This window comes from Ideonella sp. WA131b, assembly GCA_023657425.1.
Taxonomy (GTDB): Bacteria; Pseudomonadota; Gammaproteobacteria; order Burkholderiales; family Burkholderiaceae_C; genus Rubrivivax.
This window is the reverse complement of the sequence record JAGTJW010000001.1, coordinates 2,017,803-2,042,603: the sequence shown is the minus strand read 5'-3', so window position 1 is coordinate 2,042,603 and position 24,801 is coordinate 2,017,803. Positions and strand designations below refer to the sequence as shown.

The 24,801-nt window shown below is 70.8% G+C and carries 23 protein-coding genes and 1 tRNA gene; 8 read left to right on the top strand and 16 right to left on the bottom strand.

Annotation, left to right across the window (positions count from 1 at the left end; translation table 11 throughout):
* Positions 1-58: 58 nt before the first annotated feature.
* The 3 genes from KA711_09430 (at position 59) to KA711_09420 (ending at position 4,102) form a co-directional block, all read left to right on the top strand.
* Positions 59-1,426 carry an 8-oxoguanine deaminase gene (locus KA711_09430; protein MCM0609201.1) on the top strand — a complete coding sequence of 456 codons (1,368 nt, stop codon included), beginning with the start codon at positions 59-61 and terminating at the stop codon, positions 1,424-1,426.
* Between the two features lie 190 nt (positions 1,427-1,616).
* Positions 1,617-3,269 carry a long-chain-fatty-acid--CoA ligase gene (locus KA711_09425; GenBank protein MCM0609200.1) on the top strand — a complete coding sequence of 551 codons (1,653 nt, stop codon included), beginning with the start codon at positions 1,617-1,619 and terminating at the stop codon, positions 3,267-3,269.
* Between the two features lie 41 nt (positions 3,270-3,310).
* Positions 3,311-4,102: a class I SAM-dependent methyltransferase gene (locus KA711_09420; protein MCM0609199.1), complete on the top strand. Its 792-nt coding sequence runs from the start codon at positions 3,311-3,313 to the stop codon at positions 4,100-4,102.
* 35 nt (positions 4,103-4,137) lie between these two features.
* Here the strand turns inward: KA711_09420 and KA711_09415 are convergent, their stop codons facing one another.
* The 6 genes from KA711_09415 to KA711_09390 are packed head-to-tail and all read right to left on the bottom strand — an operon-like array spanning position 4,138 to position 9,044.
* Positions 4,138-5,037: a DMT family transporter gene (locus KA711_09415; protein MCM0609198.1), complete on the bottom strand. Its 900-nt coding sequence runs from the start codon at positions 5,035-5,037 to the stop codon at positions 4,138-4,140.
* 10 nt (positions 5,038-5,047) lie between these two features.
* The gene (psd, locus tag KA711_09410) at positions 5,048-5,935 is read right to left on the bottom strand and encodes a phosphatidylserine decarboxylase (GenBank protein MCM0609197.1); all 888 of its coding nucleotides are present in this window, start codon (positions 5,933-5,935) and stop codon (positions 5,048-5,050) included.
* A gap of 6 nt (positions 5,936-5,941) precedes the next feature.
* Positions 5,942-7,012, bottom strand: a complete 1,071-nt coding sequence (locus KA711_09405) for a S49 family peptidase (protein MCM0609196.1) — start codon at positions 7,010-7,012, stop codon at positions 5,942-5,944.
* Positions 7,009-7,419 carry a Rieske (2Fe-2S) protein gene (locus KA711_09400; GenBank protein ID MCM0609195.1) on the bottom strand — a complete coding sequence of 137 codons (411 nt, stop codon included), beginning with the start codon at positions 7,417-7,419 and terminating at the stop codon, positions 7,009-7,011. The genes KA711_09405 and KA711_09400 overlap by 4 nt, the downstream gene beginning before the upstream one ends.
* A 20-nt stretch (positions 7,420-7,439) precedes the next feature.
* The gene (locus tag KA711_09395; protein ID MCM0609194.1) at positions 7,440-8,099 is read right to left on the bottom strand and encodes an HAD-IA family hydrolase; all 660 of its coding nucleotides are present in this window, start codon (positions 8,097-8,099) and stop codon (positions 7,440-7,442) included.
* A 9-nt stretch (positions 8,100-8,108) separates the two neighbouring features.
* Entirely contained in the window at positions 8,109-9,044 is a 936-nt protein-coding gene (locus KA711_09390) for an RluA family pseudouridine synthase (GenBank protein MCM0609193.1), read from the bottom strand.
* Positions 9,045-9,786: 742 nt separating this feature from the next.
* Between KA711_09390 and KA711_09385 the strand changes: the two genes are divergently transcribed.
* Positions 9,787-12,651, top strand: coding sequence for an Rne/Rng family ribonuclease (locus KA711_09385; GenBank protein ID MCM0609192.1), 2,865 nt, complete (start codon positions 9,787-9,789; stop codon positions 12,649-12,651).
* Between the two features lie 57 nt (positions 12,652-12,708).
* Here the strand turns inward: KA711_09385 and KA711_09380 are convergent, their stop codons facing one another.
* Genes KA711_09380 through KA711_09365 form a run of 4 tightly spaced genes read right to left on the bottom strand, consistent with a single transcriptional unit; the run spans position 12,709 to position 16,242 of the window.
* Entirely contained in the window at positions 12,709-12,891 is a 183-nt protein-coding gene (locus tag KA711_09380; protein MCM0609191.1) for a hypothetical protein, read from the bottom strand.
* Positions 12,892-12,931: 40 nt separating this feature from the next.
* Positions 12,932-15,556 (bottom strand): alanine--tRNA ligase, encoded by a 2,625-nt coding sequence (alaS, locus tag KA711_09375; GenBank protein ID MCM0609190.1) that lies wholly within the window; start codon positions 15,554-15,556, stop codon positions 12,932-12,934.
* Between the two features lie 24 nt (positions 15,557-15,580).
* Entirely contained in the window at positions 15,581-15,997 is a 417-nt protein-coding gene (locus KA711_09370; protein ID MCM0609189.1) for a type II toxin-antitoxin system VapC family toxin, read from the bottom strand.
* A complete protein-coding gene (locus tag KA711_09365) occupies positions 15,973-16,242 on the bottom strand; it encodes a type II toxin-antitoxin system prevent-host-death family antitoxin (GenBank protein MCM0609188.1) in 270 nt (89 codons plus the stop codon). The genes KA711_09370 and KA711_09365 overlap by 25 nt, the downstream gene beginning before the upstream one ends.
* A gap of 123 nt (positions 16,243-16,365) precedes the next feature.
* Here KA711_09365 and KA711_09360 point away from each other — a divergent pair, with 123 nt between their 5' ends.
* Entirely contained in the window at positions 16,366-17,850 is a 1,485-nt protein-coding gene (locus KA711_09360; GenBank protein ID MCM0609187.1) for an NAD-dependent succinate-semialdehyde dehydrogenase, read from the top strand.
* A gap of 96 nt (positions 17,851-17,946) precedes the next feature.
* Here KA711_09360 and KA711_09355 read toward each other — a convergent pair whose 3' ends face one another.
* The 5 genes from KA711_09355 to KA711_09335 all read right to left on the bottom strand — a co-directional run bounded on the left by KA711_09355 (position 17,947) and on the right by KA711_09335 (position 21,491).
* Positions 17,947-18,762 carry an HpcH/HpaI aldolase/citrate lyase family protein gene (locus KA711_09355; protein ID MCM0609186.1) on the bottom strand — a complete coding sequence of 272 codons (816 nt, stop codon included), beginning with the start codon at positions 18,760-18,762 and terminating at the stop codon, positions 17,947-17,949.
* 58 nt (positions 18,763-18,820) lie between these two features.
* The gene (locus tag KA711_09350; GenBank protein ID MCM0609185.1) at positions 18,821-19,555 is read right to left on the bottom strand and encodes a hypothetical protein; all 735 of its coding nucleotides are present in this window, start codon (positions 19,553-19,555) and stop codon (positions 18,821-18,823) included.
* A complete protein-coding gene (locus KA711_09345) occupies positions 19,552-20,412 on the bottom strand; it encodes a MipA/OmpV family protein (protein ID MCM0609184.1) in 861 nt (286 codons plus the stop codon). The genes KA711_09350 and KA711_09345 overlap by 4 nt, the downstream gene beginning before the upstream one ends.
* Positions 20,409-21,320: a GGDEF domain-containing protein gene (locus KA711_09340; protein MCM0609183.1), complete on the bottom strand. Its 912-nt coding sequence runs from the start codon at positions 21,318-21,320 to the stop codon at positions 20,409-20,411. The genes KA711_09345 and KA711_09340 overlap by 4 nt, the downstream gene beginning before the upstream one ends.
* A 97-nt stretch (positions 21,321-21,417) precedes the next feature.
* Positions 21,418-21,491, bottom strand: a tRNA-Gly gene (locus KA711_09335).
* Positions 21,492-21,550: 59 nt separating this feature from the next.
* On the opposite strand from KA711_09335, the gene trmB reads away from it, so the two are divergent.
* Positions 21,551-22,270: a tRNA (guanosine(46)-N7)-methyltransferase TrmB gene (gene trmB / locus KA711_09330; GenBank protein ID MCM0609182.1), complete on the top strand. Its 720-nt coding sequence runs from the start codon at positions 21,551-21,553 to the stop codon at positions 22,268-22,270.
* Between the two features lie 34 nt (positions 22,271-22,304).
* On the opposite strand, the gene KA711_09325 is transcribed toward trmB, so the two are convergent.
* On the bottom strand, positions 22,305-23,162 hold the full coding sequence (locus KA711_09325; protein ID MCM0609181.1) for an undecaprenyl-diphosphate phosphatase: 858 nt from the start codon (positions 23,160-23,162) through the stop codon (positions 22,305-22,307).
* Between the two features lie 154 nt (positions 23,163-23,316).
* Here KA711_09325 and KA711_09320 point away from each other — a divergent pair, with 154 nt between their 5' ends.
* Together KA711_09320 and KA711_09315 are read left to right on the top strand one after the other, a co-directional pair.
* The gene (locus tag KA711_09320; protein ID MCM0609180.1) at positions 23,317-24,069 is read left to right on the top strand and encodes a TetR/AcrR family transcriptional regulator; all 753 of its coding nucleotides are present in this window, start codon (positions 23,317-23,319) and stop codon (positions 24,067-24,069) included.
* A gap of 42 nt (positions 24,070-24,111) precedes the next feature.
* On the top strand, positions 24,112-24,786 hold the full coding sequence (locus tag KA711_09315; GenBank protein MCM0609179.1) for a protein-L-isoaspartate O-methyltransferase: 675 nt from the start codon (positions 24,112-24,114) through the stop codon (positions 24,784-24,786).
* The last annotated feature ends 15 nt before the right edge of the window (positions 24,787-24,801 follow it).

The window sequence follows — 24,801 nt, the reverse complement described above, 5'->3', positions numbered from 1 at the left end:
TGAGAGGCAATCCAATGCACCCGCGCATTGGATTGCCTCTCACACTCTGAGGACCGCCGTGCCCGCCACCGCGACCCTGCTCGTCCGCCACGCCGCGAAGCTGCTGACGATGGACACCCAGCGGCGCGAGATCGCCGATGGCGCCGTCTTCGTGCGCGGCGGTGTCATCGAGGCCGTCGGCCCCACCGAGGCCCTGCCGTCCACGGCCGACACCGTGATTGACGCGCGCGACCACGTCGTTCTGCCGGGCCTGGTGAACACCCACCACCACATGTACCAGACGCTCACGCGGGCGATGGGCCCGGTGCAGGACGCGACCCTGTTCCCCTGGCTGCAGGGCCTGTACCCGGTGTGGGCGCGCCTGACGCCCGAAATGCTGCACGTCAGCACGCAGCTCGCCGCCGCCGAGCTGCTGCTGTCGGGCTGCACCACCACGAGCGACCACCTCTACCTCTTCCCCAACGGCTGCCGGCTCGACGACACGCTCGACGCCGCCGCCGACATCGGCATCCGCTTCCACGCCGCGCGCGGCGCCATGAGCGTGGGCGCCAGCGCCGGCGGCCTGCCGCCCGACGAGGTGGTGGAGGACGAAGAAGCCATCCTCGCCGACACCGAGCGGCTTATCGCGCAACACCACGACGCGCGGCGCTACTCGATGCGCCGCATCGTCGTCGCCCCGTGCAGTCCGTTCAGCGTGAGCCCGCAGCTGATGCGCGAGGCCGCCGCACTGGCGCGCCGCCACGGCGTGCAGCTCCATACCCACCTGGCCGAGAACGACAGCGACATCGCCTACACGCGCGAGCGGTTCAACTGCACACCCGCCGAGTACGCCGACGAGCTCGGCTGGCTGGGCCCCGACGTGTGGCATGCGCACTGCGTCAAGCTCGACGAGGCCGGCATCCGCCGCTTCGCCGCCACCGGCACGGGCGTCGCCCACTGCCCCGGCTCCAACATGCGGCTGGGTTCGGGCATTGCGCCCATCCGCGCGATGCGCGACGCCGGTGTGCCCGTGGCGATTGCGGTGGACGGCTCGGCCAGCAACGACAGCGGCCACCTGCTGGCCGAACTGCGCCTGGGCCTGCTGCTGCAGCGCGCAGACCGCGGTGCCGATGCCATGAGCGCCCGCGAGATGCTCGAGATCGGCACGCTCGGCGGCGCGCGCGTGCTGGGCCGCGACGATGTGGGGGCGCTGGCAGCAGGCATGGCCTCCGACCTGATCGGTGTGCCGCTGACCGACGTCGCCCTGGCCGGCGCCGACGACGCGGTGGCCGCGCTGCTGCTGTGCCAGGTGGCGCGTGTGGGCTTCAGCGTGGTGAACGGCCGTCCCGTGGTGCGCGATGGCGCCCTCCTGACGGCGGATCTGGACGCGCTGGTGCATCGACAACGGCTCGCTGCGCGCAGGCTGACCCAGCACTGCTCAGGGTAAACACCGGGCGCGCTTGTCGACGACGAAAGGACTGCGCAGGGGCAGGCTCCTCCGAAAATCGGACCCTGTCCTGCCCGGGCGATCAATCTCGTCTTCAAGCCCGCGGGACGCCTTGTTCCGTTCTGCACGTGCCGCCGTTCTTCGGCACCCGGGCACGGCCCCGCAAGTCCATCAACAGGAGAAATCACCCATGCTCGGTCAGATGATGCAGCTGCCGCTGCTGATCTCGTCGCTCATCGTTCATGCCGAACGGCACCACGGCGACCAGCTCGTGGTGTCCCGACGCGTCGAAGGCGACATCCACCGCATCAGCTACCGCGAGCTCGGGGCGCGCGCCCGCCGGGTGGCCAACGCGCTGCAGACGCTGGGCGTGGCGCCCGGCGCGCGCGCCGCGACGCTGGCCTGGAACACGCACCGCCACATGGAGCTGTACTACGGCGTCAGCGGCAGCGGCCGTGTGCTGCACACCCTGAACCCGCGCCTGCATCCCGACCAGATCGTCTACATCGCCGACCACGCCGAAGACCAGGTGATGTTCTTCGACATGAGCTTCTGGCCGCTGATCCGGGCCGTGGCGGGCCGCACCAAGACGGTGAAGCACTGGGTGGCGATGACCGCGCGCGCGCACATGCCGCCGGCCGAGCAGGCTGCGCAGGTGCCCAATCTGCTGTGTTACGAAGAGCTGCTCGAGCAGGCCAGCGACCACTACGCCTGGCCGGTGTTCGACGAAAACACGGCCAGCAGCCTGTGCTACACCAGCGGCACCACGGGCAACCCCAAAGGCGTGCTCTACAGCCACCGGAGCACGGTCCTGCACACCATGGCCGCGGCGCTGCCCGACTGCCTGGGCTGCAGCGCTTCGGACGCCATCCTGCCCGTGGTGCCGATGTTCCATGTCAACAGCTGGGGCATCGTGTACCTGGCGCCGATGACCGGCGCCAAGCTCGTGTTGCCCGGCCCGGGCCTGGACGGCAAGAGCCTGTACGAGCTCTTCGAAAGCGAGCGCGTCACCATCAGCGCCGGGGTGCCCACCGTCTGGCAGGGCCTGCTGGCGCACGTCGAAGCAAACAGCCTGCGCTTCAGCACCATGCGCAAGAGCGCCATCGGCGGCTCGGCCTGCCCGCCTTCGATGATCCGCAAGTTCCGTGACGCCTACGGGGTGCAGGTGATCCACGCCTGGGGCATGACCGAGATGAGTCCGATCGGCACCGCCGCCGCGTTCAAGGCAGCTCATCACGCGCTCGACGACGAGGGCCAGCTCGCCGTGCGGAGCACACAGGGCCGAGCCCTCTACGGAGTGGACATGAAGATCACCAGCGAGGACGGCACCGAGCTGCCCTGGGACGGCCAGGCCTCGGGCGATCTCCTCGTGCGCGGGCCCTGGATCATCGACACCTACTTCATGGGCGAAGGCGGCAACCCACTGGTGCGGGACGCCGACGGCAACGGCTGGTTCCCCACCGGCGACGTCGCCAAGATCACGCCCGAGGGCTACATGGTCATCACCGACCGCAGCAAGGACGTCATCAAGAGCGGGGGCGAGTGGATCGGCTCGATCGACCTCGAGAACATCGCCATGGCGCACCCGGCGGTGGCGATGGCGGCCTGCATCGCCGCCTACCACCCGAAGTGGGACGAGCGGCCGCTTCTGGTGGTGGTCAGGAAGCCCGGCATGACGGTCACGCGTGAGGAGCTGCTCGCGTTCTACGAGGGCAAGATCGCGAAATGGTGGACACCCGACGATGTGGTGTTCACCGACGCGATTCCGCTGGGCGGCACCGGAAAGATGCAGAAGAACAAGCTGCGCGAGCAGTTCAAGACGCACCAGCTGCCCACCGTGTGAAGCCCACGTTGGCGCTGCGCCTGGGCGGCTTCGCTCCGTGCTTGGCCGCCCTCGCCGGCCCTGCCGTGGCACAGGACGAGGTGCCCTTCATCACCACGCCCGACGCGGTGACGCTGGCGATGCTGGAGCTGGCCGGCGTGGGCCCGACCGACCACCTGGTGGACCTGGGCTCGGGCGATGGCCGCATCGTCATCACCGCCGCGCGGCGCTTCGGCGCGCGCGGCCTGGGCGTGGAGATCGTGCCCGAGCTCGTCGCGAGGAGCCGCGCCGCGGCCCAGGCCGCCGGCGTGGCCGCGCGCACCGAGTTCCGCGAGCAGGATCTTTTTGCGCTCGATCTCACGCCCTACAGCGTGATCACGATGTACCTGCTGCCGCAGGTGAACCTGCAGCTGCGCGAGCGGCTGCTCGCCTCGAGGCCGGGCACCCGCATCGTCAGCCACGATTGGGATCTGGGCGACTGGCAGCCCGACCGCAGCGTGGTCATCGACGCGCCGGACAAGCCCATCGGCCGCGACAAGAAGAGCAGCGTGCACCTTTGGGTGGTGCCGGCTCCGTTGGCGGGCTGGTGGTGCGGGCCCGAGGCGGGCGTGTTCGTGCGACAGCACTACCAGCGGGTCTCGGTGACGATGTTCCGGCGCGGCCAGCCCGCGCCGGTATGGGTGTTCGACGGACGCGCCACCGCCGAGGGCCTTCACGACGGGACCACGGCGGCGACGGCAGGCATCGTGGGCAGCCTCGCCGCCGACACCCTTCGGCTTGGCCGCGTGTCCGGCGTCGCTGCGATCGGGTTCCAGGGCGTGACGCTGCGGCGGTCGAACGTGAACTGCTTTTGAGCGCACCCAGAGGCCGGACTCGCAGCGCCTGCGCTTCAGCGCCGCGACGCCATCCAGATGCTCGGCAGGATCGTCGCCGCGCCCACCACGTGGTACCAGCCGGGCACCTCACCCAGGAGCAGCCAGGCCAGCGCCGCGCCGTAAACCGGCGCCAGGTAGAGCATCATGGCCGTGCGCGAGGCGCCCAGCTCGCGCTGCAGCAGCGAGTGCGCACCGTAACTCAGCACACCCGGCAGCAGTGCCGCCACAGCCACCAGGCCCGTTGCGGCCCAGCTCCAGGGCGGCGTGGGCACGAGCAGCGCCTCGAGCACGGCGCCCGGCAGCAGCACCACCAGGCCACCAAAGATGATGGTCACCAGCCGCACCAGCGGCGGCAGCGCCGAGGGCCAACGCTTGAGCAGCACCGAGTAGGCCGTCCAGGCCACGGCGCAGGCGGTGATCCACAGGTCGCCGGCCACGAACTCCACGGCCAGCAGCCGGGCCGGGTCGCCTTTGGTGATGATGAACAGCAGCCCCGCCAGAGCCAGCGCCATGCCCAGCCACTGCCAGCGGCTGATGGCCTCGCGCAGCGCCCAGGCCGAGGCGGCCGCGATGGTCATCGGGGTCACGGCGTAGATCAGCGCGATGTTGGCGCTGCTGGTGCTGCGCCCGGCCTGGTAGACCCAGGCGCCGCAGATGTACATGCCGAGCAGGCCCAGCACCAGCAGGTGCGCCCACTCGCGGCGCAGCGCCGCGCGGTGCTCGCGCAGGGGCTTCCAGACGAAGACCAGCAGCAGCAGTCCCGCCACCAGCCAGCGCCCGGCCGCCAGCGCATGCGGCGCGATCACGCCGTCGGCGGCACGCGCGATGACGTAGTTGCTGCTCCAAAGCAGCGGCACCACCCACAGAAGCAGCTGCGCCCAGCCGCGGGCGTCCACGCGCGCGGCAAAGCTCATCGGCGGCGCTTCACGCGGGCGGGGCAGGCGCCACCAGCTTCGGCTCCGTCGCCATGGGCTCGCCCAGCCGCAGGGCCCCGCCCGGCGTCCAGGCCGGGTTCCAGGCCAGCGGGCCGGGCGGCATCAGCATCACCACCGTGCTGCCGAGCAGGAAGCGGCCCATCTCGTCGCCTTGGGCGAGCTCGATGCGCTGGTCGGCATAACGCCAGTCCCGCACGCTGTCGGGTCGGGGAGGGTTGACGATGCCATGCCAGGTGGTGGCCATGCTGCCAACCACCGTGGCACCCACCAGCACCAGCACCCACAGGCGCTGGCCCGGCGGCGCGACCGGGTCGTCAAAAACGCACACCACGCGCTCGTTGCGCGCAAAGAGGCCCGACACGCCTCGGGCGGTGGCCGGGTTCACGGAGTACAGCGCGCCAGGCACGTGCAGCATGCGCAGCAGCCGGCCGGCGCGTGGCATGTGGATGCGGTGGTAGTCGCGCGGGCTCAGGTAGAGGGTGGCGAAGTGGCCCCCCTGGAAGTGGCGCGCCAGTTGCGCATCACCGCCGAGCAGCGCGGCTGTGGTGTAGGTGTGGCCCTTGGCCTGGAAGAGGCGGTCGCCGTCGATGGCGCCGAACTGGCTGATGGCGCCGTCCACCGGGCAGATCCACTCGGCATGGGCCAACGGCCGCGCGCCAGGCTTGAGCGGCCGGGTGAAGAACTCGTTGAAGCTGGCGTAGGCGGCCGGGTCGGGGTCGGCAGCCTCGGCCATGTTCACGCCATAACGGCCGATGAACCAGCGGATGGCCCCGGTGGTGAGCGCGCCGCCACGCGCGCCAGCCGCCAGGCCGGCGAGCCGGGTGATCGCGTGCTTGGGCAGCAGGTGCTGCAGCGTGACGAAAGTGCCGTCGTTCACACCTTCTCACTTCAACGGCGCGCCACCACCGGCATCGAAAGCCCCAGCGGCACCAAGCGCACGGACGGCCCCGGCGCCGACCTCGGCGCCGAAACGCTTGGCCAGCCGCTCGGCCACGTTGTCGCGCGGCGTGTAGTCGATGATGTCCTCGGCCTTGATGACTTCGCGGGCCACGTGGTCCAGGCTGCCCAACGCGTCGGCAAGGCCGATCCTCACGGCCTCCTCGCCGTTCCACACGAGCCCCGAGAAGATGTCGTCGCCACCCTGGAGACGTTCGCCGCGGCCCTGCCTCACAACCTTGATGAACTGCTGGTGGATCTGCGTGAGCATGGCCTGCGCCAGCTCACGCTGCTTCGGGTTGAACGGCGAGAACGGGTCGAGCATGCCCTTGTTGCTGCCGGCGGTGATCAGCCGGCGCTCGACACCGAGCTTGTCCATCAGCCCGGTGAAGCCGAAGCCGTCCATCAGCACGCCGATGCTGCCCACGAGGCTGGCCTTGTCGACGTAGATCTGGTCGGCCGCGACGGCGATGTAGTAGGCCCCGGAGGCGCCCATCTCTTCGACCACCGCGTAAACCTTCTTCTTGTGCAGCGCCTTCAGCCGCAGGATCTCGTCGTGCACGATGCCGGCCTGCACCGGACTGCCGCCAGGCGAATTGATGCGCAGCACCACGGCCTGCGCGCCGGTGTCAGAGAAGGCGTCGCGCAGCCCGGCGATGATGCGATCGGCACTGGCCTCGCTGCCGATGGCGATCTCGCCCCGAACCTCGACCATCGCCGTGTGCGGCGTGCTGGGCGCCGACGGCCCGGCGGACTGCCCGAACAGCAGCACCAGCGCCACCAGCACCACGAGGAGCCAGGTGAAGCGGAAGAACAGCCGCCAGCGGCGCTCCTTGTGCTGGTAGGCCAGCCACTGCGCACCCAGTCGTTCGACGGTGGCCTCCAGGCCGGACGGGCCGGGTGGCACTGCCTTGGCGGCGGTGCGCTGGTCGGCCAGCGCGGCGGCGGCGGTCACGCTCAATGGCTCGGGCGTCGGGGCGGGCGCGGCCGGCGGGGGGCTGGGATCGGGGGCGTTCATGGGGCGGGCGGTGGGACCGCGGGGGTGGCGGGCGGTGGCTCATCAACGGGCACCGGCCGGAGGTCTTTGGAAGGATACCAATACACCTGCCCGCCCTCCTCGGCCACGGGCACCGGCGTCAGCCGGCCGCGGCCGCAAGGGCCGCCCACGCACTGGCCGTGTGCCGGGTCGTAGGCGGCGCCGTGGATCGAGCAAATGATGGTGCGGCGCTCGCTGTCGAGGAACTCGCCGGGCATCCAGTCCATCTCCACCGGCACATGCAGGCAGCGGTTGAGGTAGGCCCGTGCTTGGCCATCGATGCGCAGCACGAACGCACGCTGCGGCCGGCCGTGCTCGAGCACGGCCCAGCCGAACGCGCGGCCACGCTCTGCCAGTTCGGCCGACGCGCACAGCGGCAGGCGCGCCAGCTCGGGGGCGATGCCGGCGCTCACGCGTGGTCGATCAGCCAGCGGTGCAGCTCGCCAGTGCTGTGCACCACCGCCAACGGGCCGAAAGCGTCGAAGGCCTCGGGCTCGTGCGCGCCAAAGCTCACGCCGACGCTGGCCGTGCCGGCATTGCGCGCCAGCAGCAGATCGTGCGTGGTATCGCCGATCATCAACGTGCGCTCAGGTGCCACGCCCAGTTCGGCCATCAGCTCCCGCAGCATCAGCGGGTGCGGCTTGCCGGCCGTCTCGTCGGCCGTGCGCGTGGCGTCGAACACGCCGTGCAGCTCGGCCTGTGCCAGCGCGTCGTCGAGCCCGCGGCGGTTCTTGCCGGTGGCCACGGCCAATAGGTGATGGCGCACCTTCAGGGCCTGAAGCATGGCCAGTGTGCCGGGGAACAGAACCAGATCGTCCTTGTGCGCCCAATAGTGCTCGCGATAGCGCAGACCCAGCTCGGGGTAGCGCTCGGCAGGCAGTCCCGGCGCGGCGTGGCGCAGCGCATCCTGCAGGCCCAGGCCGATGACGTAGGAGGCATCCGCATCGCTGGGCACCGCAAGGTCGAGGTCGCGGCAGGCATCCTGGATGCAGCGCACGATCAGTGCCGTGCTGTCGAACAGCGTGCCGTCCCAGTCGAAGGCGATGAGGTCGAAGCGGCGTTGCGGCATGGCAGAAGTTCAGTCGCGGGCCGGAAGTGTGTCGCAGAGCGCTTGGCAGGGTGCGGGCAGGGGCGACTCCAGCGCCACGCGCGCGCCGCCGGCCGGGTGATCGAAGGCCAGCGCGCAGGCGTGCAGGAACATGCGGTCGAAGCCGGTCTCCCGCGCGAAGCCCTTGTTGCGCGCGAAGTCGCCGTACTTCGGGTCGCCCACGATGGGGTGGCCCTGGCTGGCCAGGTGCACGCGGATCTGGTGCGTGCGGCCGGTCTTCAGCGTCACGTCCAGCAGCGTCGCGCCCGCATAGACGCCTGCCACGCGCACCAGGGTGATGGACCGCTGCGCGCCCTCGGCGTCGGCCGCCACGGTCCGCACGTGGCGCTCGCCCGCGGCGTCAAGGCCCTTGAGCAGCGCCTGGTCGATGACCTTCAGCCTCGCCGGCCAGGCACCGAAGACCAGTGCCGTGTAGACCTTGGCCGTCTCGCGGGCACGGAACTGGTCCTGCAGGGCGTTGAGTGCACTGCGCTTCTTGGCCAGCAGCAGGATGCCGGAAGTCTCCTTGTCGAGCCTGTGCACAAGCTCGAGAAAGCCGCCCGACGGCCGCGCCCGGCGCAGTTGCTCGATGACGCCGAAACTCACGCCGCTGCCACCGTGCACGGCCACGCCAGCGGGCTTGTCGATGGCCAGGAGCTGCTCATCTTCAAGCAGCACCGGAAACTCGCGCGGCGGCGCCGTCGCCGCCAGCGGCTCGCCGCCTGACCCGCCGCGGCCCGCCGGCAGGCGCAGCGGCGGCACACGCACCACATCGCCCTCGGCGACGCGGCTGTCCGCGCTGGCACGGCCCTTGTTCAGGCGCACCTCGCCGCTGCGGATGATGCGGTAGACGTGCGTCTTGGGCACGCCCTTGAGCAGCCGCAGCAGCACGTTGTCGAGCCGCTGGCCGGCGCTTTCGGCGTCCACGGTCAGCCACTGGACGGCGCTGGGGGCTGGGCTCGAGGGTGCTGCCGTGGATTTGGCGCGTATACTGCGCAGGGTCACATTCAGGCCGTAAGTGCTTGATTTTTCGGAAGTCTACGCGGGCACCGCGGTTGAACGTGACAGGGCAGCGAGGCATCGGATCCGTCCGACGCCCGCGGCCAAGAGCGGATGCAACGCCCTCCCGGCGGCCGAGGCCGTGTCCCCACGTGACACGGCGCGACGGCCGGGGTGGTGGCAGAGCGTCGTGAGAGAACCTACCGCCTCGTTACTGGAACGGGGCCCCGAACAGATTGAAGGGCGCCAGACGCGCCAGTGCCCGCGCCCACTCGCGGGCTGGATGTCTGGAACCCGCGCTGACGGCAGCCCATCGGTCGCCCGTGAACCCCCACCTCCCACCCACCCTTCGCCCCACGTGGCCCCTGCCCGGCACCGCCGCCGCAGGCGCGGCCGGGGCGAGCGCACAGCCGCGTGATCCGCGGCCGCGGCCCGGTGGCGTGCGGGGCGGGCCACGCGCACCGCGGCGGCCGGCGGCGCACGCGCCAACGCTGCGCGCCTGAACCGCCGCTTCCACCGCGAAGCGGCGCAACACGCGCAGTCCAGGGCAATTCGGGCCGGCTTCGGCCGTTGCACCAAGGTTCTGTCGCGTTCGACTCGTGCATCGGGAATGAATCCCGCGCCGTCGCCCTGCAGGCTTGCAGGGACACAGCGCGGCACCGGAGTGCACATGAAGAGAATGCTCATCAACGCCACGCAGCCCGAAGAGCGGCGCCTGGCGATCGTCGACGGCCAGAAGCTGCTTGACTTCGAGACCGAGATCGAGGGCCGCGAGCAGCGCAAGGGCAACATCTACAAGGCGGTCATCACCCGCGTGGAGCCCAGCCTGGAGGCTTGCTTCGTCGATTACGGCGAAGACCGCCACGGCTTCCTGCCCTTCAAGGAAATCAGCAAGAACTACTTCCGCGAGGGCGTCAGTGCACGAGACGCCACCATCAAGGAGGCCGTCAAGGAAGGCGATTGCCTGCTCGTGCAGGTCGAGAAGGAAGAGCGTGGCAACAAAGGCGCGGCGCTGACCACCTTCGTCAGCCTGGCCGGCCGCTATCTGGTGCTGATGCCCAACAACCCGCGCGGCGGCGGCGTCAGCCGGCGCATCGAGGGCGAGCAGCGCGAGGAGCTCAAGGAAGCGCTGGACCAGCTCGAGTACCCCAAGGGCATGAGCTTGATCGCCCGCACCGCCGGCATCGGCCGCACCGCGGCGGAGCTGCAGTGGGACCTGAACTACATGCTCAAGCTCTGGGACGCCATCGACGGCGCCGCCAAGGCCCTCAGCAAACCCGAGCTGATCTACCAGGAGAGCACGCTCGTCATCCGCGCGATCCGCGACTACTTCTCGGCCGACATCGGCGAGATCCTGATCGACACCGACGACATCTATGAACAGGCGCGCCAGTTCATGGAGCACGTGATGCCCGAGTCGGCGCACCGCGTGAAGCGCTACCGTGACGACGCGCCCCTCTTCAGCCGCTTCCAGATCGAGCACCAGATCGAGACGGCCTTCAGCCGCACGGTCAACCTGCCCTCGGGCGGCGCCATCGTCATCGACCACACCGAGGCCCTGGTGGCCGTGGACGTGAACTCCGCGCGCGCCACGCGCGGCGGCGACATCGAGGAGACGGCCACCCGCACCAACCTCGAGGCCGCCGACGAGATCGCCCGGCAGTGCCGGCTGCGCGACCTCGGCGGCCTGATCGTCGTCGACTTCATCGACATGGAGGAGAGCAAGAACCGCCGCGAGGTCGAGCAGCGCCTGCGCGACGCGCTGCGCTACGACCGCGCCCGCGTGCAGTTCAGCTCCATCAGCAAGTTCGGGCTGCTTGAGCTGAGCCGCCAGCGCCTGCGCCCGGCGCTCAGCGAGGGCAACCACATCACCTGCCCACGCTGCAACGGCACCGGCCACATCCGCGACACCGAGAGCAGCGCGCTGCAGATCCTGCGCATGGTGCAGGAAGAGGCCATGAAGGAGAACACCGCCGCCGTGCACGTGCAGGTGCCGGTGGAGGTGACGAGCTTCCTGCTGAATGAGAAGCGCAGCGAGATCACCAAGATCGAGCTCAAGCAACGCCTGACCGTGCTGCTGGTGCCCAACAAGCACCTGGAGACGCCGAACTACAAGCTCGAGCGCCTGCGCCATGACGACCCGCGTCTGGAGAGCCTGCAGGCCAGCTACACCATGATCGAAGAGCCGGACGAGGAAGTGGGCATCACGCGCCGCGACCGCACCGGCCGCGCCAAGCAAGAGCCGGTGATCAAGGGCGTGCTGCCCGACCAGCCGGCCCCGCCGCCACCCCCACCGCCAGCGCCGGTGGCCGTGGCACCCATGCCCCTTCCCGAGCCGGCCGTGCCGGTGCCGCCGCCGGTGGTGCCGGCGGCCGGCAGCGGCTTCTTTGGCTGGGTGAAGAAGATCTTGGGCGGTGCACCGGCGCAGGCGTCGGCAGCGGTCGTGGCGGCGCCGGCGGCTGCGCCCGTGGCCGCATCTGCGGCCGAGGCCAAGCCCGCCGGCGAGCGCCGCGATGGCCGTCGTGGTGAGCGCGGCGAACGCGGCGGTCGCGGTGGCCGTGGTGGTCAGAAGGACGGTGGCCGCGAGGGAGGCCGCGATGGGCCACAGGCCCGTGGCGAGCCGCGTCAGGAGCGCGGTGGCGAACGCGGCGAACGCGGCACCGAGGGCACCGATCGTGGCAGCGAGCGCAACGGCGACCGCCGCGGCCCGCGCCCCGAGCGGGCACCGCGGCCCGAGGAGGTGTCGGCCAAGGGCAGCGGGCAGCCCGTCGTCGAAACGACCTCCGCGTCCTTTCCGCCTGGCAGCGAGGGCACAGAAGCCGGTGCTGACGGCGACACACGCGAAGGTGGTCGCCGCCGTCGCCGACGCGGTGGCCGCGACCGTGGTGAAGGCCGCCCGGCAGACGAGGCCCCGCAGGGCCCGCTGACCGAAGGCACCGAGGCCGCCCAGGCCGCGCCTGCCGCTGAATCGGCCTCCGAGGCTGGCGCACGCGCCGACGCACCGGATGGCGATCGCCCCGAGGGCGAGCATGCCGACGGCGAGCGGGGCCGTCGTCGCCGGGGCGGCCGCGGTCGCAACCGCGATCGCGAGGCCACCGAGGCTGGCGAGCTGCCACCCGCCGTGGGGGCCGAAGCCGCCGAACCCTTGACGGCTGCGCGCGGCGACGACGTCGCGGCCGCAGTCCCCGAGCGCGCACGTCCCGCACCGGCCTCGCTGCCCGTGTTGGCGCCGGGCGAGCCGGCGGCGGCCCCGCCCGCCCTGCCGCGCAAGGCCGAGCCCATCCGCATCGAGCCCTTCCAGCTGCCCACCGAAGCGCTGGCCTCGCTGGCTGCGTCGGCAGGCCTGGATTGGGTGCAGTCCGACGCCGGAAAGATCGCCGCCGTGCAGGCCGCGATGGCCGCCGAGCCCAAGCCCGTGCACGTGCCGCGCGAACCCAGGCGCCACGTGCTGGTGGTCGACGGCCCTCTGGTGCTGGTGGAGACGCGCAAGGACCTCAGTCAGCTCAAGCTGCCCTTCGACCAGGCCATGGGCTGAGCGTGGACGTGAGGGTCCGGAAGGACCCGAACGCCTCGCGAAGGACTGCCGGCGATTTCACGCCGGCAGGCTGAGCGTGGACGTGAGGGTCCGGAAGGACCCGAACGCCTCGCGAAGGACTGCCGGCGATTTCACGCCGGCAGGCTGAGCGTGGACGTGAGGGTCCGGGAAGACCCTCGCGCCCCCCACCAGCGCCGCCAGCGGCACCCACAACAGTTCGGAATCGCCGTCGTCAGGCATCGCGGGCCGCTCCTCAGCGGGGGCTTGGCCCCGTTCGGTTTCAGACCCGCTCGCTCACCCAAGCCGCCACCGAGGCCAGCGCCGCCGGCAAGGCCGCGGCATCGGTGCCGCCGGCCATGGCCAGATCGGGCTTGCCGCCGCCCTTGCCGCCCACCTGTTGAGCGACAAAACTCACCAGTTCGCCGGCCTTGAGCTTGCCCACCTGATCGGCCGTCACGCCAGCGGCCAGCTGCACCTTGCCGCCATCGACCGCAGCCAGCACGATGGCGGCACTCTTGAGCTTGTCCTTCAGCTTGTCCATGGTCTCGCGCAGCGCCTTGGCGTCGGCACCCTGCAGCGTGACGGCGAGCACCTTGATGCCCTTGATGTCGACGGCCTGGCCCAACAGCGAGTCGCCTTGCGAGGCCGCGAGCTTGCTCTTCAGGGCCTCGAGTTCCTTCTCGAGCGCACGCACCTGCTCGAGCACGGCGCCGACGCGGCCCGGCACCTCGGCCGGCGCGGCCTTCATCAGAACGGCCACGCGCGACAGGCACTTCTCGGTCTCGCCGATGTGGGCCAGCGCGTTGTCGCCGGTCACGGCCTCGACGCGGCGCACACCCGCAGCCACCCCGCTTTCGGCCACCACCTTGAACAGGCCGATGTCGCCGGTGCGGCCCACGTGCGTGCCGCCGCAGAGCTCCCGGCTCGAGCCGATGTCGAGCACGCGCACGGTCTCGCCGTACTTCTCGCCGAACAGCATCATCGCGCCGGTCTTCTGCGCCTCCTCCAACGGCAGCACGCGGGCCTGCGTGGCGGAATTGGCCAGGATCTCGGCGTTGACCATCTGCTCGATGGTGGCGATCTGCTCGTCCGACACCGGCCCGTTGTGGCTGAAGTCGAAGCGCGTGCGCTCGGCGTTCACGAGCGAGCCCTTCTGTTGCACATGCGCGCCCAGCACCTCGCGCAGCGCCTTGTGCATGAGGTGCGTGACGCTGTGGTTGCGCATGGTGCGCGCGCGCTGCGTGCCGTCCACGCGCGCCGTGAAGACGTCGCCCACGCTCACGGAGCCCTCGACCACACGGCCCTGGTGGCCGTGCACCGCGGCCTGCACCTTGACCGTGTCTTCGACGACCACGCGCGTGGTGGCGTTGCGCAGCTCGCCGGTGTCGCCGACCTGGCCGCCGCTCTCGGCGTAGAAGGGCGTGTGGTCGAGCACGATCACGGCGTCGTCGCCGGCCCGGGCGCTGGCCACGGGCGAGCCGTCCACGTACACCGCCACGACCTTGCTCGTCTCGCACACCAGGTGTTCATGCCCGTGGAACTGGGTGTCGCTGCCGCTGTAGGCCAGGCCTGCGGAGACCTTGAACTTGGCCGCGGCGCGCGCCTGCTCCTTCTGGCGCGCCATCGCGGCCTGGAAGCCGGCTTCGTCGACGCTCACGCCGCGCTCGCGGCAGACGTCGGCCGTCAGGTCGAGCGGGAAGCCGTAGGTGTCGTGCAGCTTGAAGGCCACGTCGCCCGGCACGCCCTGCCCGGCGGCCAGCGTGGCCTCGAGCATCTCCATGCCGTTGGAGATGGTCTGGAAGAAGCGCTCCTCCTCCACCTTCAGCACCTCGGTGGCGCGGGCCTGTTCGCGCTTGAGCTCGGGGTAGGCGTCGCCCATCTCGGCGGCGAGTGCCGCCACCAGCGTGTGGAAGAAGGGCTTGCGTGCGCCGAGCTTGTAGCCGTGGCGGATGGCGCGCCGGGCGATGCGGCGCAGCACGTAGCCGCGACCCTCGTTGCCCGGGATCACGCCGTCGACCACCGTGAAGGTGGTGGCGCGGATGTGGTCGGCGATGACCTTCAGGCTCGGGCTGCCGCCATCCACGTTCGCGCCACCGGCGGCTTCGACCGCGGCCTTGGCCGCCGCCAGCAGCGCCACAAACGTGTCGATCTCGTAGTTGCTGTGCACGTGCTGCAGCACCGCCGCCAGCCGCTCCAGGCCCATGCCGGTATCGACGCTGGGCTTGGGCAGTTTGTGCATCACACCGTCTTCGGTGCGGTTGAACTGCATGAAGACGTTGTTCCAGATCTCGATGTAGCGGTCGCCGTCCTGCTCCGCACTGCCGGGCGGGCCGCCCGCCACCTCGGGCCCGTGGTCGAAGAAAATCTCCGAGCAGGGTCCGCAAGGACCCGTGTCGCCCATCATCCAGAAGTTGTCGCTCATGTAGCGACCGCCCTTGTTGTCGCCGATGCGCACGATGCGCTCGGCGGGCAGGCCGATGTCCTTGAGCCAGATGTCGTAGGCCTCCTCGTCCTCGGCGTACACCGTGGCCCAGAGCCGTGAAGCCGGCAGCTTGAAGTGCACGGTGAGCAGCTCCCAGGCGTAGCGGATGGCGTCACGCTTGAAGTAGTCGCCAAAGCTGAAGTTGCCCAGCATCTCGAAGAAGGTGTGGTGGCGCGCCGTGTAGCCCACGTTGTCGAGGTCGTTGTGCTTGCCGCCGGCGCGGATGCACTTCTGCGCCGTGGCCGCGCGGCTGTAGGGGCGCTTGTCGAAGCCCAGGAACACGTCCTTGAACTGGTTCATGCCCGCGTTGGTGAACAGCAGCGTCGGGTCGTCGCCCGGGATCACGGGGCTGGAGGCCACGAGCTGGTGGCCCTTGCTCTCGAAGAAGCTCAGGAAGGTGGCGCGGATCTGGTTGGCTTTCATCGTTCTCTTTCGGGTCGGGCGTGTTCAGCTGTAGGTTGGGATGCCGATGCGGGCAGCGGCGGCGGCCAGTGCGCGGTCGCGCGTGGCCAGCGCGGCGGAGAACTGCAGCGCCATCGTGATGTAGGTGGTGTCGTAGGGCGTGAGCTCGTGCTCCTGCGCAGCGTCGACGTGGCGTTGCGGCAGGGCGTGCGGCGGCCCCATCACCTCCACGCGCAGGCTGGCGATGCGCTTGAACAGGGCCTCGGAGTCGTCGGGCGTGAGGCGGCCGCGGCGCAGGTTCATGCGCATCGCGCTGGCGATCTCCAACGGCCAGATGAAGGGCGCCGTCAGCTCGTCGGCCAGCACCGTGGCCATGCTGGGCGGCTGCACCTCGTCGGGCATCACCAGGGCCATCGCGTAGGACGAATCCAGGACGATCAACGCCGGCCCTCGCGCACCCACTCGAGGATCTCCTCGGTGGTGATGGGACCGCCGCGCTGCTCCATCCGGCGGCCGATCTCCTGCATGCCCTTCACGGCCTCGAGCCGCTGGCGCACGAGTTCGGGCGTCACCTTCGGCACGCCGAAGGGCACGATCCGCGCCACCGGCTTGTTGTGGCGCGTGATGATGGTCTCCTCGCCGCGCTCGGCGCGGGCGATGAGTTCCGACAGATGCGTCTTGGCCTCGAACAGGCCCACGGTCTCCATGGCCGACTCCCGTTGTCCCCCGTCAGGATGCGCGGGTTGGTTGAATCAACCAGATTGTAGGCGCCGACCCCGCCGCGCGTGGCCGCTACAGTGCCGCAGAACCCCGCCTTCCCGGAGCCCTCCATGGACACCAAGACCTCCCCGCTGACCCTGCTGGCCGATCCCGGCCTGCTGCGCACCGAGGCGCTGATCGGCGGCGAATGGGTGGCGGCCAACGACACCAGCGCGCGCTTCGCCGTCACCGACCCCGCCACGGGTGAGGAGCTGGTCCAGGTGGCCAACTGCGGCCCGGTCGAGGCCGCGGCCGCCATCAGCGCCGCCGAGCGCGCCTGGCCGGCCTGGCGCGCCAAAACGGCCAAGGAACGTGCGGCCGTGCTGCAGCGCTGGTTTGCGCTGCTGATGCAGCACGCCGACGACCTGGCCCGCCTGATGACGGCCGAGCAGGGCAAACCGCTGGCCGAGGCGCGCGGCGAGGTGGCCTACGCGGCCAGCTTCGTGGAGTGGTTCGCCGAGGAAGGCAAGCGCGTCTACGGCGAGACCATCCCGGCCACCGACGCCGGCAAGCGCGTGCTGGTGCTCAAGCAGCCCATCGGCGTCTGCGCGGCCATCACGCCGTGGAACTTTCCGATCGCGATGATCACGCGCAAGGTGGCGCCGGCGCTGGCCGCGGGCTGCCCGGTGCTCATCAAGCCGGCCGAGCAGACGCCACTCACCGCGCTGGCCGCGGCCGAGCTGGCGCAGCGCGCCGGCATGCCGGCCGGCGTGCTCAACATCCTGCCGGCAGATGCCGCGCGCAGCGTGGAGATCGGCGCCGTGCTGTGCAGCAGCGACGTCGTGCGCCACCTGTCCTTCACCGGCAGCACCGAGGTCGGCCGCATCCTGATGCGCCAGAGCGCGAACACCGTGAAGAAGCTGAGCCTGGAGCTCGGCGGCAACGCGCCCTTCATCGTGTTCGACGACGCCGACCTCGACAGCGCCGTCGACGGCGCGCTGGCCAGCAAGTACCGCAACGCCGGGCAGACCTGCGTCTGCGCCAACCGCCTGGTCGTGCAGGCCGGCGTGCACGACGCCTTCGTCGAGAAGCTCGCTGCCCGCGTGGCCGCCCTGAAGGTGGGCAACGGCTTTGAGCCCGGGGTGGCCATCGGCCCGCTGATCGACGACGCCGCGATGGCCAAGGTGCTGGAGCACGTGGCCGACGCGCTGGCACAGGGCGCCCGCGTGGTCACCGGGGGCGCGGCCCAGTCCGGCCGCTTCTTCACGCCCACCGTGCTGGCCGGCGTGACGCCCGGCATGCGTTGCGCCAAGGAAGAGACCTTCGGCCCGGTGGCACCGGTTTTCCGCTTCGAGACCGAGGCCGAGGCCATCGCACTGGCCAACGCCACCGAGTTCGGGCTGGCCAGCTACTTCTACAGCCGCGACATCGGCCGCATCTTCCGCGTCGCCGAGGCGCTGGAGTCGGGCATGGTGGGCATCAACACCGGCATCATCAGCGCCGCCGAGGTGCCCTTCGGCGGCGTCAAGCAGAGCGGCCTGGGCCGCGAGGGCGCGCGCCAGGGGCTCGAGGAGTACCTCGAGCTCAAGTACCTCTGCCTGGGGGATATCCGTTGAGCCCCCAAGCTCGCTCGCGCTCGCTACCCCCCGATGGGGCCGCCCGCGCGTGGCCCGGCAAAGCCGGTTCCTCCGCGGCGTGATTGGCCGGGTTCATCACCCGCTGGTGCGCGTGCCCTCGCTGAGCGTGTGCACGTGGCCGGCGTCGTCGTCGGCCGAGCGCAGCGCGTGGATGGCCGACTGCGCGCCCTGCATCAGCAGGCCCAGGTCGGTGCCCACCGCCATGAAGTCGTAGCCCATGGCTCTGTAGCGCGTGGCCGCCTCGGCCGACGAGCCCAAGGTGCCGATCGGCATGCCCAGCGCCTTGGCGCGGCGGGCGGCGTCCGTCATCAGGGCCATCACCGAGGGGTGGGTGAAGTGGCCGACGTGGCCCATCGACGCCGACAGGTCGGCTGGCCCCACGAACAGCGCGTCGACGCCGGGCACCGCCGCGATGGCCTCGAGCTGCGCCAGCGCAGCGGGCGTTTCGAGCTGCACGATCACCGCGATGCCCTTGTTGGCCTGGCGCAGGTAGTCGGGCATGGTGCCAAAGCGCGAGGCCCGCGTCGCGCCGGCCATGCCGCGCACGCCCTCGGGCGGGTAGCGCGTGGCGGCCACCGCCCGCACGGCCTCGCTGGCGTCCTGCACGAAGGGGAAGAGCACCGTCTGCGCGCCGGCATCGAGCACGCGCTTGACAATGACGGCATCGTTCCAGGGCACGCGCACCACGGGCACCATCTTCGTGTTGCCCACGGCCTGCAGCAGGTGCACGACCTCCATCAGGTCGGCCGGGGCGTGCTCCATGTCGACCACGCCCCAGTCGAAGCCGGCGTGGCCCAGCGCCTCGGCCACCAGCGGGCTGGCGCTGGAGATCCAGGTGCCTGTGGGGGCGCGCGCGCCGCGGGCCTTGAGCAGGTGGCGGAACGGGTTCATCGCAAAGCCTCCGGCGGCGGACCAAGGCCTGCCATTGGGCCTGCACGCCGCGCCGTGATCAACGCGGGCTGACCCCGAGCAAGCTCGACAGGCTGAGCACCACGCGCTCGCGCCGCCACATCAGCGCCAGCGCAACAAAGCCCAGCACGAAGATCAGCGCGCCCCACCACTCGGTGACGTTCTCGACGCGGCCCTTCAGCGGCTCGCCGAAGGCCGCAGCCACGATGGCGTTGCCCAGGCCCAGCAGCACCAGCGTGGTGGCCAGGGTCACCATCGCGCACTCCAGCGCCCGCGGCATGCGCAGGCGGCCCGCTCGCACCAGCGCCTGCACGGCATTGCCGGTGAGCAGCAGGTTCAGACAGGTGAAGCCGAAGTAGGCCACGGTGCCGTACTGGCGCAGCCAGCGGTACATGGGGCCCTCGGTGCCGAGGAAGCTGCCGTACACCACCAGCGCGATGCCGGCCACCACGCCCAGCGGCGCGATCCAGGCCACCCCACGCCCGACGGCGCCGCACTGCAGCAGCCAGCGGGCCGTCAGCAGCCACACCACGGCCTGCAGGGTGGCCGCCGGCAACATCAAGGCACGGAACAGGTGGTTCGGCAGGTCGTGGCGGGCGGCCCGGCTGATCGAAGTGCAGCCATCCCAGAACGGGTTGCAGGTCGGCACCAGCCCCTGTTGCATCGACAAGGTGGTGGCCACGACGGTGGCCACCAGCGGCAGCAGGCCGGCCAGCAGCGCCAGCGGCCACAGGGGCCAGGCGGATGCCGGCGGCCCAGGCTCGGTCGAGCTCACCCTCCCCCCAGGCGCTTGACGACACCCGCGCTGAGGCCCCAGCCCTTGCGCTCCCGGACCAGCGGGCTGGCCGCCGACACGTCCACCAGCCGCGAGACGCCGGTGCCGTAGAAGAGCGCCCAGCCCTGGCCCAGTTCGGTGCGTCCTCCCAGCGACAGGGTCACGTCGCGCAGACCGCCCCCCGGCGTGTACACGGGGTACCGGGTGCGCGTGGCTTGCTCGGGGCTGATGCCATAGTAGGTCTGCTGCCAGCGGCGGCCGCCGTAACCCAGCGTCAGGCCGGCACCGGCGGTGGTGGACGGCGTCAGGCGCAGATCGCGGCCGGCGCTCCATTCACCTTGCCAGCCGCCGCCGCGGCCGAGCAGGTCACTCGTCAGCGAGACCCCGGTGCGCCAGCCGTGGTCGAAGCTGTAGCCCAGAGCCAAACGCGCGCGCAAGGTGCCGCGCACGTCGCCCAGGCCCTCGAGCTGCGCGCTGCTGTCCTCGTCGCGCCCGCTGTCCCAGCGCAGACCCAGGCTGGAACGCCAGCGCCCGCTGCGCACCAGCTCCATGCGCAGGCCGCCTTGTGCCGCGCCGCCCTCGCCACGCACCGCGAAGGCACTGCGGCTGGCCAGGCTGAAGCGGCCCCAACGCAGCGCCAGCCCCGGCTGGAGCTTGAAGCCCACCTGCGAGGAGCCGGCAAACTCCGGTCCGACGTTGCCGACCGCCCCCACGGCCACCGCCCAGCGGCGCGGCGGCTCGCCGTCGGCCGGCGCAGGCTCGGCGACAGCCTCGGTCTGGGCGACGGCGCCGCGGCAAACAAGCAGCAGCGCACCGCCGGCCAGCCAGGGCCAACCCCGGCCGTGCCCGGCATTCATGGCGGATCGTTGGCGGCCGGGCCGCCGATGCGGTGCACGCTGGCCCCGAAGCCCTCCGGGCCCACGGTGGCCACCGAAGCCGCCTGGGCCGTGGCGCGTTGAAGCAAGGTTTGCGCGTCCTTGCCGTGGTCGGGAAACACCGACAGGCCGACATGCGCCGTGACACGACAGGCCTGGCCGGCCACGCTGAGCGGCAGCGCCAGCGCCTTCAGCAGCTTGGCGGCCACGCGTTCGCCATCGTGCTTGCTCTCGAGGCGGCCGAGCAGCACGCCGAAGGCCTCGGGCGTGAGCGAGGCCACCACGTCGCTGGCGCGCAACCCGCCGCGCAGCCGCACCGCCACCTTGCGGCGCAGCACGTTGCCGGCCTCGGCGCCCAGTCGCTGCCCGGCCTGCGCAAAGCCGTCCACCCGCAGCACCAGCAGCACCATCGGCGCCGGCTCGCGCTCGCGCAGCGCCAGCAGCTGCGTCATGTGCTCGATCAACTGGGTCTGGTGCGGCAGGCCCGTGGCCAGGTCGGTGGCGTAGGCGCGCCGTGCAGCCTGTTCGACCCGCTTGCGCCACACGGCGTGGCGCAGGGCTCGGGCGAGGGCCTCGCCATCGTCGCCGGCCAGCACGGCCTCGGCACCGAGCTTCAGCAAGGCGGTCTCGTCGCCGGGCGATTCGCCATCGGCATGGACCACCAATGCGCTGTCGTGGGCCATCGTGGCCAGTGCCGGATGATCGCGCAGCGACGCCAGCGCGGCGGCGTCAGCGGCTCGCCAGAGCACGGCGTCGGGGCTGCCGCTGTGGCAGGCCGCGTCAAAAGGCTCCCATCCCTGCGCCCGCAGGGCGGCCAAGCGCTCGTTGCACCAGCTCTCGGTGCCGGCGGCGCCTCGGACCTGAACGGAAAGGCTTACACCATCGACCATCTGGCGATGATGCCGCAAGGTGAGCCCTGCGTTCGCCAAGCCCTTGCGGCCCCGACATGGGGCTGGGCAACTGCCGCCTTCAGCGTGAGGCAGGGACTGGAGCGGGTGAAGGGAATCGAACCCTCGTATGAAGCTTGGGAAGCTGCCGTTCTGCCATTGAACTACACCCGCCGCGGGCAGCGAGTTTAGCGCCGCGCCGATGCCGGCAGGCACAATCCGCGCCCCTGCCGATGCCGCCACCCTTGGACCTCGACACCGACACCCCCGCGCCCGAGGCGCGACGCCACCTGCCCATCCGCAGCTTCGTCGTGCGGGCCGGGCGCATGGGACCGGGGCAGCAGCGTGCGCTGGCCGAGCTGGGCCCACGCCTTGTGCTGCCGTACACACCCGGACAACCGCTGGACCTGGATGGCCTGTTCGGCCGCTGCGCGCCGCGGGTGCTGGAAATCGGCTTCGGCATGGGCGACGCCACCGCAGCCTACGCCGCGCAGCACCCGGGGCACGATCTGCTGGGCGTGGAAGTGCACCCGCCGGGCGTCGGCGCGCTGCTCAAGCTCGTGGGCGAGCAGCGGCTGGGCAACGTGCGCGTCGTGATGCACGACGCGGTGGAGGTGCTGCGCGAGATGATCCCGACGTCTGCGCTGGCGGCGGTGCACCTGTGGTTCCCCGACCCCTGGCACAAGAAGCGCCACCACAAGCGCCGGCTGATCCAGCCGCCTTTTGTGGCCGGTCTGGTGCCGCACCTGCAACCTGGAGGCATCCTGCACCTGGCCACCGACTGGCAGCCCTACGCCGAGCAGATGCTGCGGGTGCTGTCCGCCGAACCCGGTCTGGCCAACACCACCGACGGCTACGCCCCGCGCCCTGCCTGGCGCACCAAGAGCCGCTTCGAGGCCCGCGGCGAACGCCTCGGACATGGCGTGTGGGACCTGATCTTCCGCCGCCGTTGAGGCGGCCGGGCGCCGAGGACAGCCACGCCCGCGGTCACGCCGACCAGCTCACCAGGCCCGCATAGGCCGTGAGCAGCACGATGAGCCCGAAGCCGATGCGGTACCAGGCGAACAGCCTGAAGTCGTGGGTGCTCACGTAGCGGATCAGCCAGCGGATGCACAGCAGCGCGCTGAAGAAAGCGAACACCAGTCCCACCGTGAACATCGGCAGATCGGCCAGGCTCAGGTCGTGACGCTGCTTGTACAGCGAGTAGGCACCTGCCGCCATCAGCGTGGGGATGCCGAGAAAGAAGCTGAACTCGGTGGCGCACTTGCGGGAGAAGCCCAGCACCATGCCGCCGATGATCGTGGCCCCAGAGCGGCTGGTGCCGGGAATCAGCGCCAGGCATTGCAGGCAGCCGAGCTTGAAGGCGTCGGCCGGGCTCATGTCGTCCACAGTCTCCACGCGGGCGCGGCGCACGCCCTTGAGGTCGCGCTCGCCGAAACGGCGCCGGTGCCAGGCCTCGACCCACAGGATGATCATGCCGCCCACGATGAGCGCGATGGCCACGGGCACCGGCTTGAGCAGGTGCTCCTTGATGGCCCCGCCGAACAGGTAGCCCAGCACGGCCGCGGGCGTGAATGCGACCGCGATGTTGATCCAGAAGCGCTGCGCCTTCGGCTCTTGGCGCACGCCGCGCACAGCGGCCCCCAGGCGCTCGCGGTACTCCCAGATCAGCGCCAGCATCGCGCCGGTCTGGATGAAGATGCCGAAGACCTTGGCCTTCTCGCCGGTGAAGCCGATGAGGTCGCCGACGATGATCAGGTGACCGGTCGACGAGATCGGCAGGAACTCGGTGAGTCCCTCGACCACGCCCATGACGGCGGCCTGGAGGAGCAGGATGGGGTCCAAGAGAGGTGCGGAGTTGACAGGGGCTGCCCTCGGGGGGCGGCGGATCATAGTCAGCAAGTCCGCCGGGGCGGTCACGCTGCTCGCGCCCTGGCCGGCTCACCTTGACCCTGACCACGGCACGCCCTACCATTACTGACCAGTCAGTCAGTAAGCCATGCCAAAAGAGATCCCCCCCGAGGCCAGCGGCGCGGTGACGGCCGGGCATGCTCCCGCAGCCGACGCCGGGGTGCGCCAGCGTCGCAAGGAGACGCGCCCGCAGGAGCTGCTGGCTGCCGCGCTGACGCTGTTCGTCGAAAAGGGCTTTGCCGCCACACGCGCCGAAGAGGTGGCACGGCTGGCGGGCGTGTCCAAGGGCACGCTCTATCTTTACTACCCAAGCAAGGAAGAACTGTTCAAGGCCGTGGTGCGGCACAACCTCGCCAGCCTGATCGCTGAGGGCGAGCAACTGGCCGGCGCGTTCGAGGGCAGCAGTTCGGAACTGCTCGGGCTGCTGATCATGACCTGGTGGCAGCGCTTCGGCAGCACACCGGCTGCGGGCATCCACAAGGTGATCCTCGCCGAGGTGCGCAACTTCCCGGAGCTGGCGCAGTTCTACGCCGACGAAGTGATGGCGCCGGCCGACCGCCTGTTCGGCGGGTGCGTCGAGCGCGGCGTGGCGCGCGGCGAGTTCAGGCCCATGCCGACGCATGAGGTCTCGCTGGCCCTGATTGCGCCACTGATCTTCATGGCCGTTCATCGCCACTCCTTTGGCTGCTGCCCGGTGGACGGCACCACCGACATGGACCCGGAGCTGATGCTGAAGACCCACCTCGATCTGGTCCTGCGCGGGCTTCAGGTGCGCTCCGAGGAGGCGCCGCCACCGGCCCGCGGCAGGCCGAACAAGGCCCTCGTCAAGGCCCGCGCATAGAATTCCTGGGCCGTGTGGCAATGCACCGTGCACCGTATTCAAATGAACACCGAGCTCGCCCGCTTCAACATGATCGAGCAACAGATCAGACCCTGGGACGTGCTCGATGCGCAGGTGCTGGAGCTGCTGGCCCGCGTGAAGCGCGAAGACTTTGTGCCGGCGGAGCACAAGGCGCTGGCCTTCGTCGACACCCAGGTGCCCTTGCTGCCCGGGCAGCCGCGCGGGCCGGCGATGCTGGAGCCCAAGGTCGAGGCACGGCTGCTGCAGGCGCTGCAGGTGCAGCAGCACGAGTCGGTGCTTGAGATCGGCTGCGGCAGCGGCTTCATGGCCGCATTGCTGGCGCACCGGGCGCAGACGGTCGTGACCATGGAGTGCCGGCCCTTGCTGGCGCGGCGTGCGCGCGAGAACCTGGCGCGGGCCGGACTCGAGGCCGTGCGCGTGTTCGAGTGCCGAGCGTCCGACGGAGGGCGTGGCCTGCCGGCCGAGGCCCCGTTCGACGTCATCGTGCTGTCGGGCTCGGTGGCTGAGGTGCCGTCGGCCCTGCTGCATCAACTCAAGCCGGGTGGACGGCTCGTGGCCATCGTCGGCCAGGAGCCGGTGATGCGCGCCTGCCTGTACACGCGAACCGGCGAGGCCGCGTGGGCAAAGACGGACTTGTTCGACACCGTCGCACCGCGCCTGGAGGGCTTTTCCGAGCCCACGGGATTCCGCTTCTGACACGTCGGTCACACG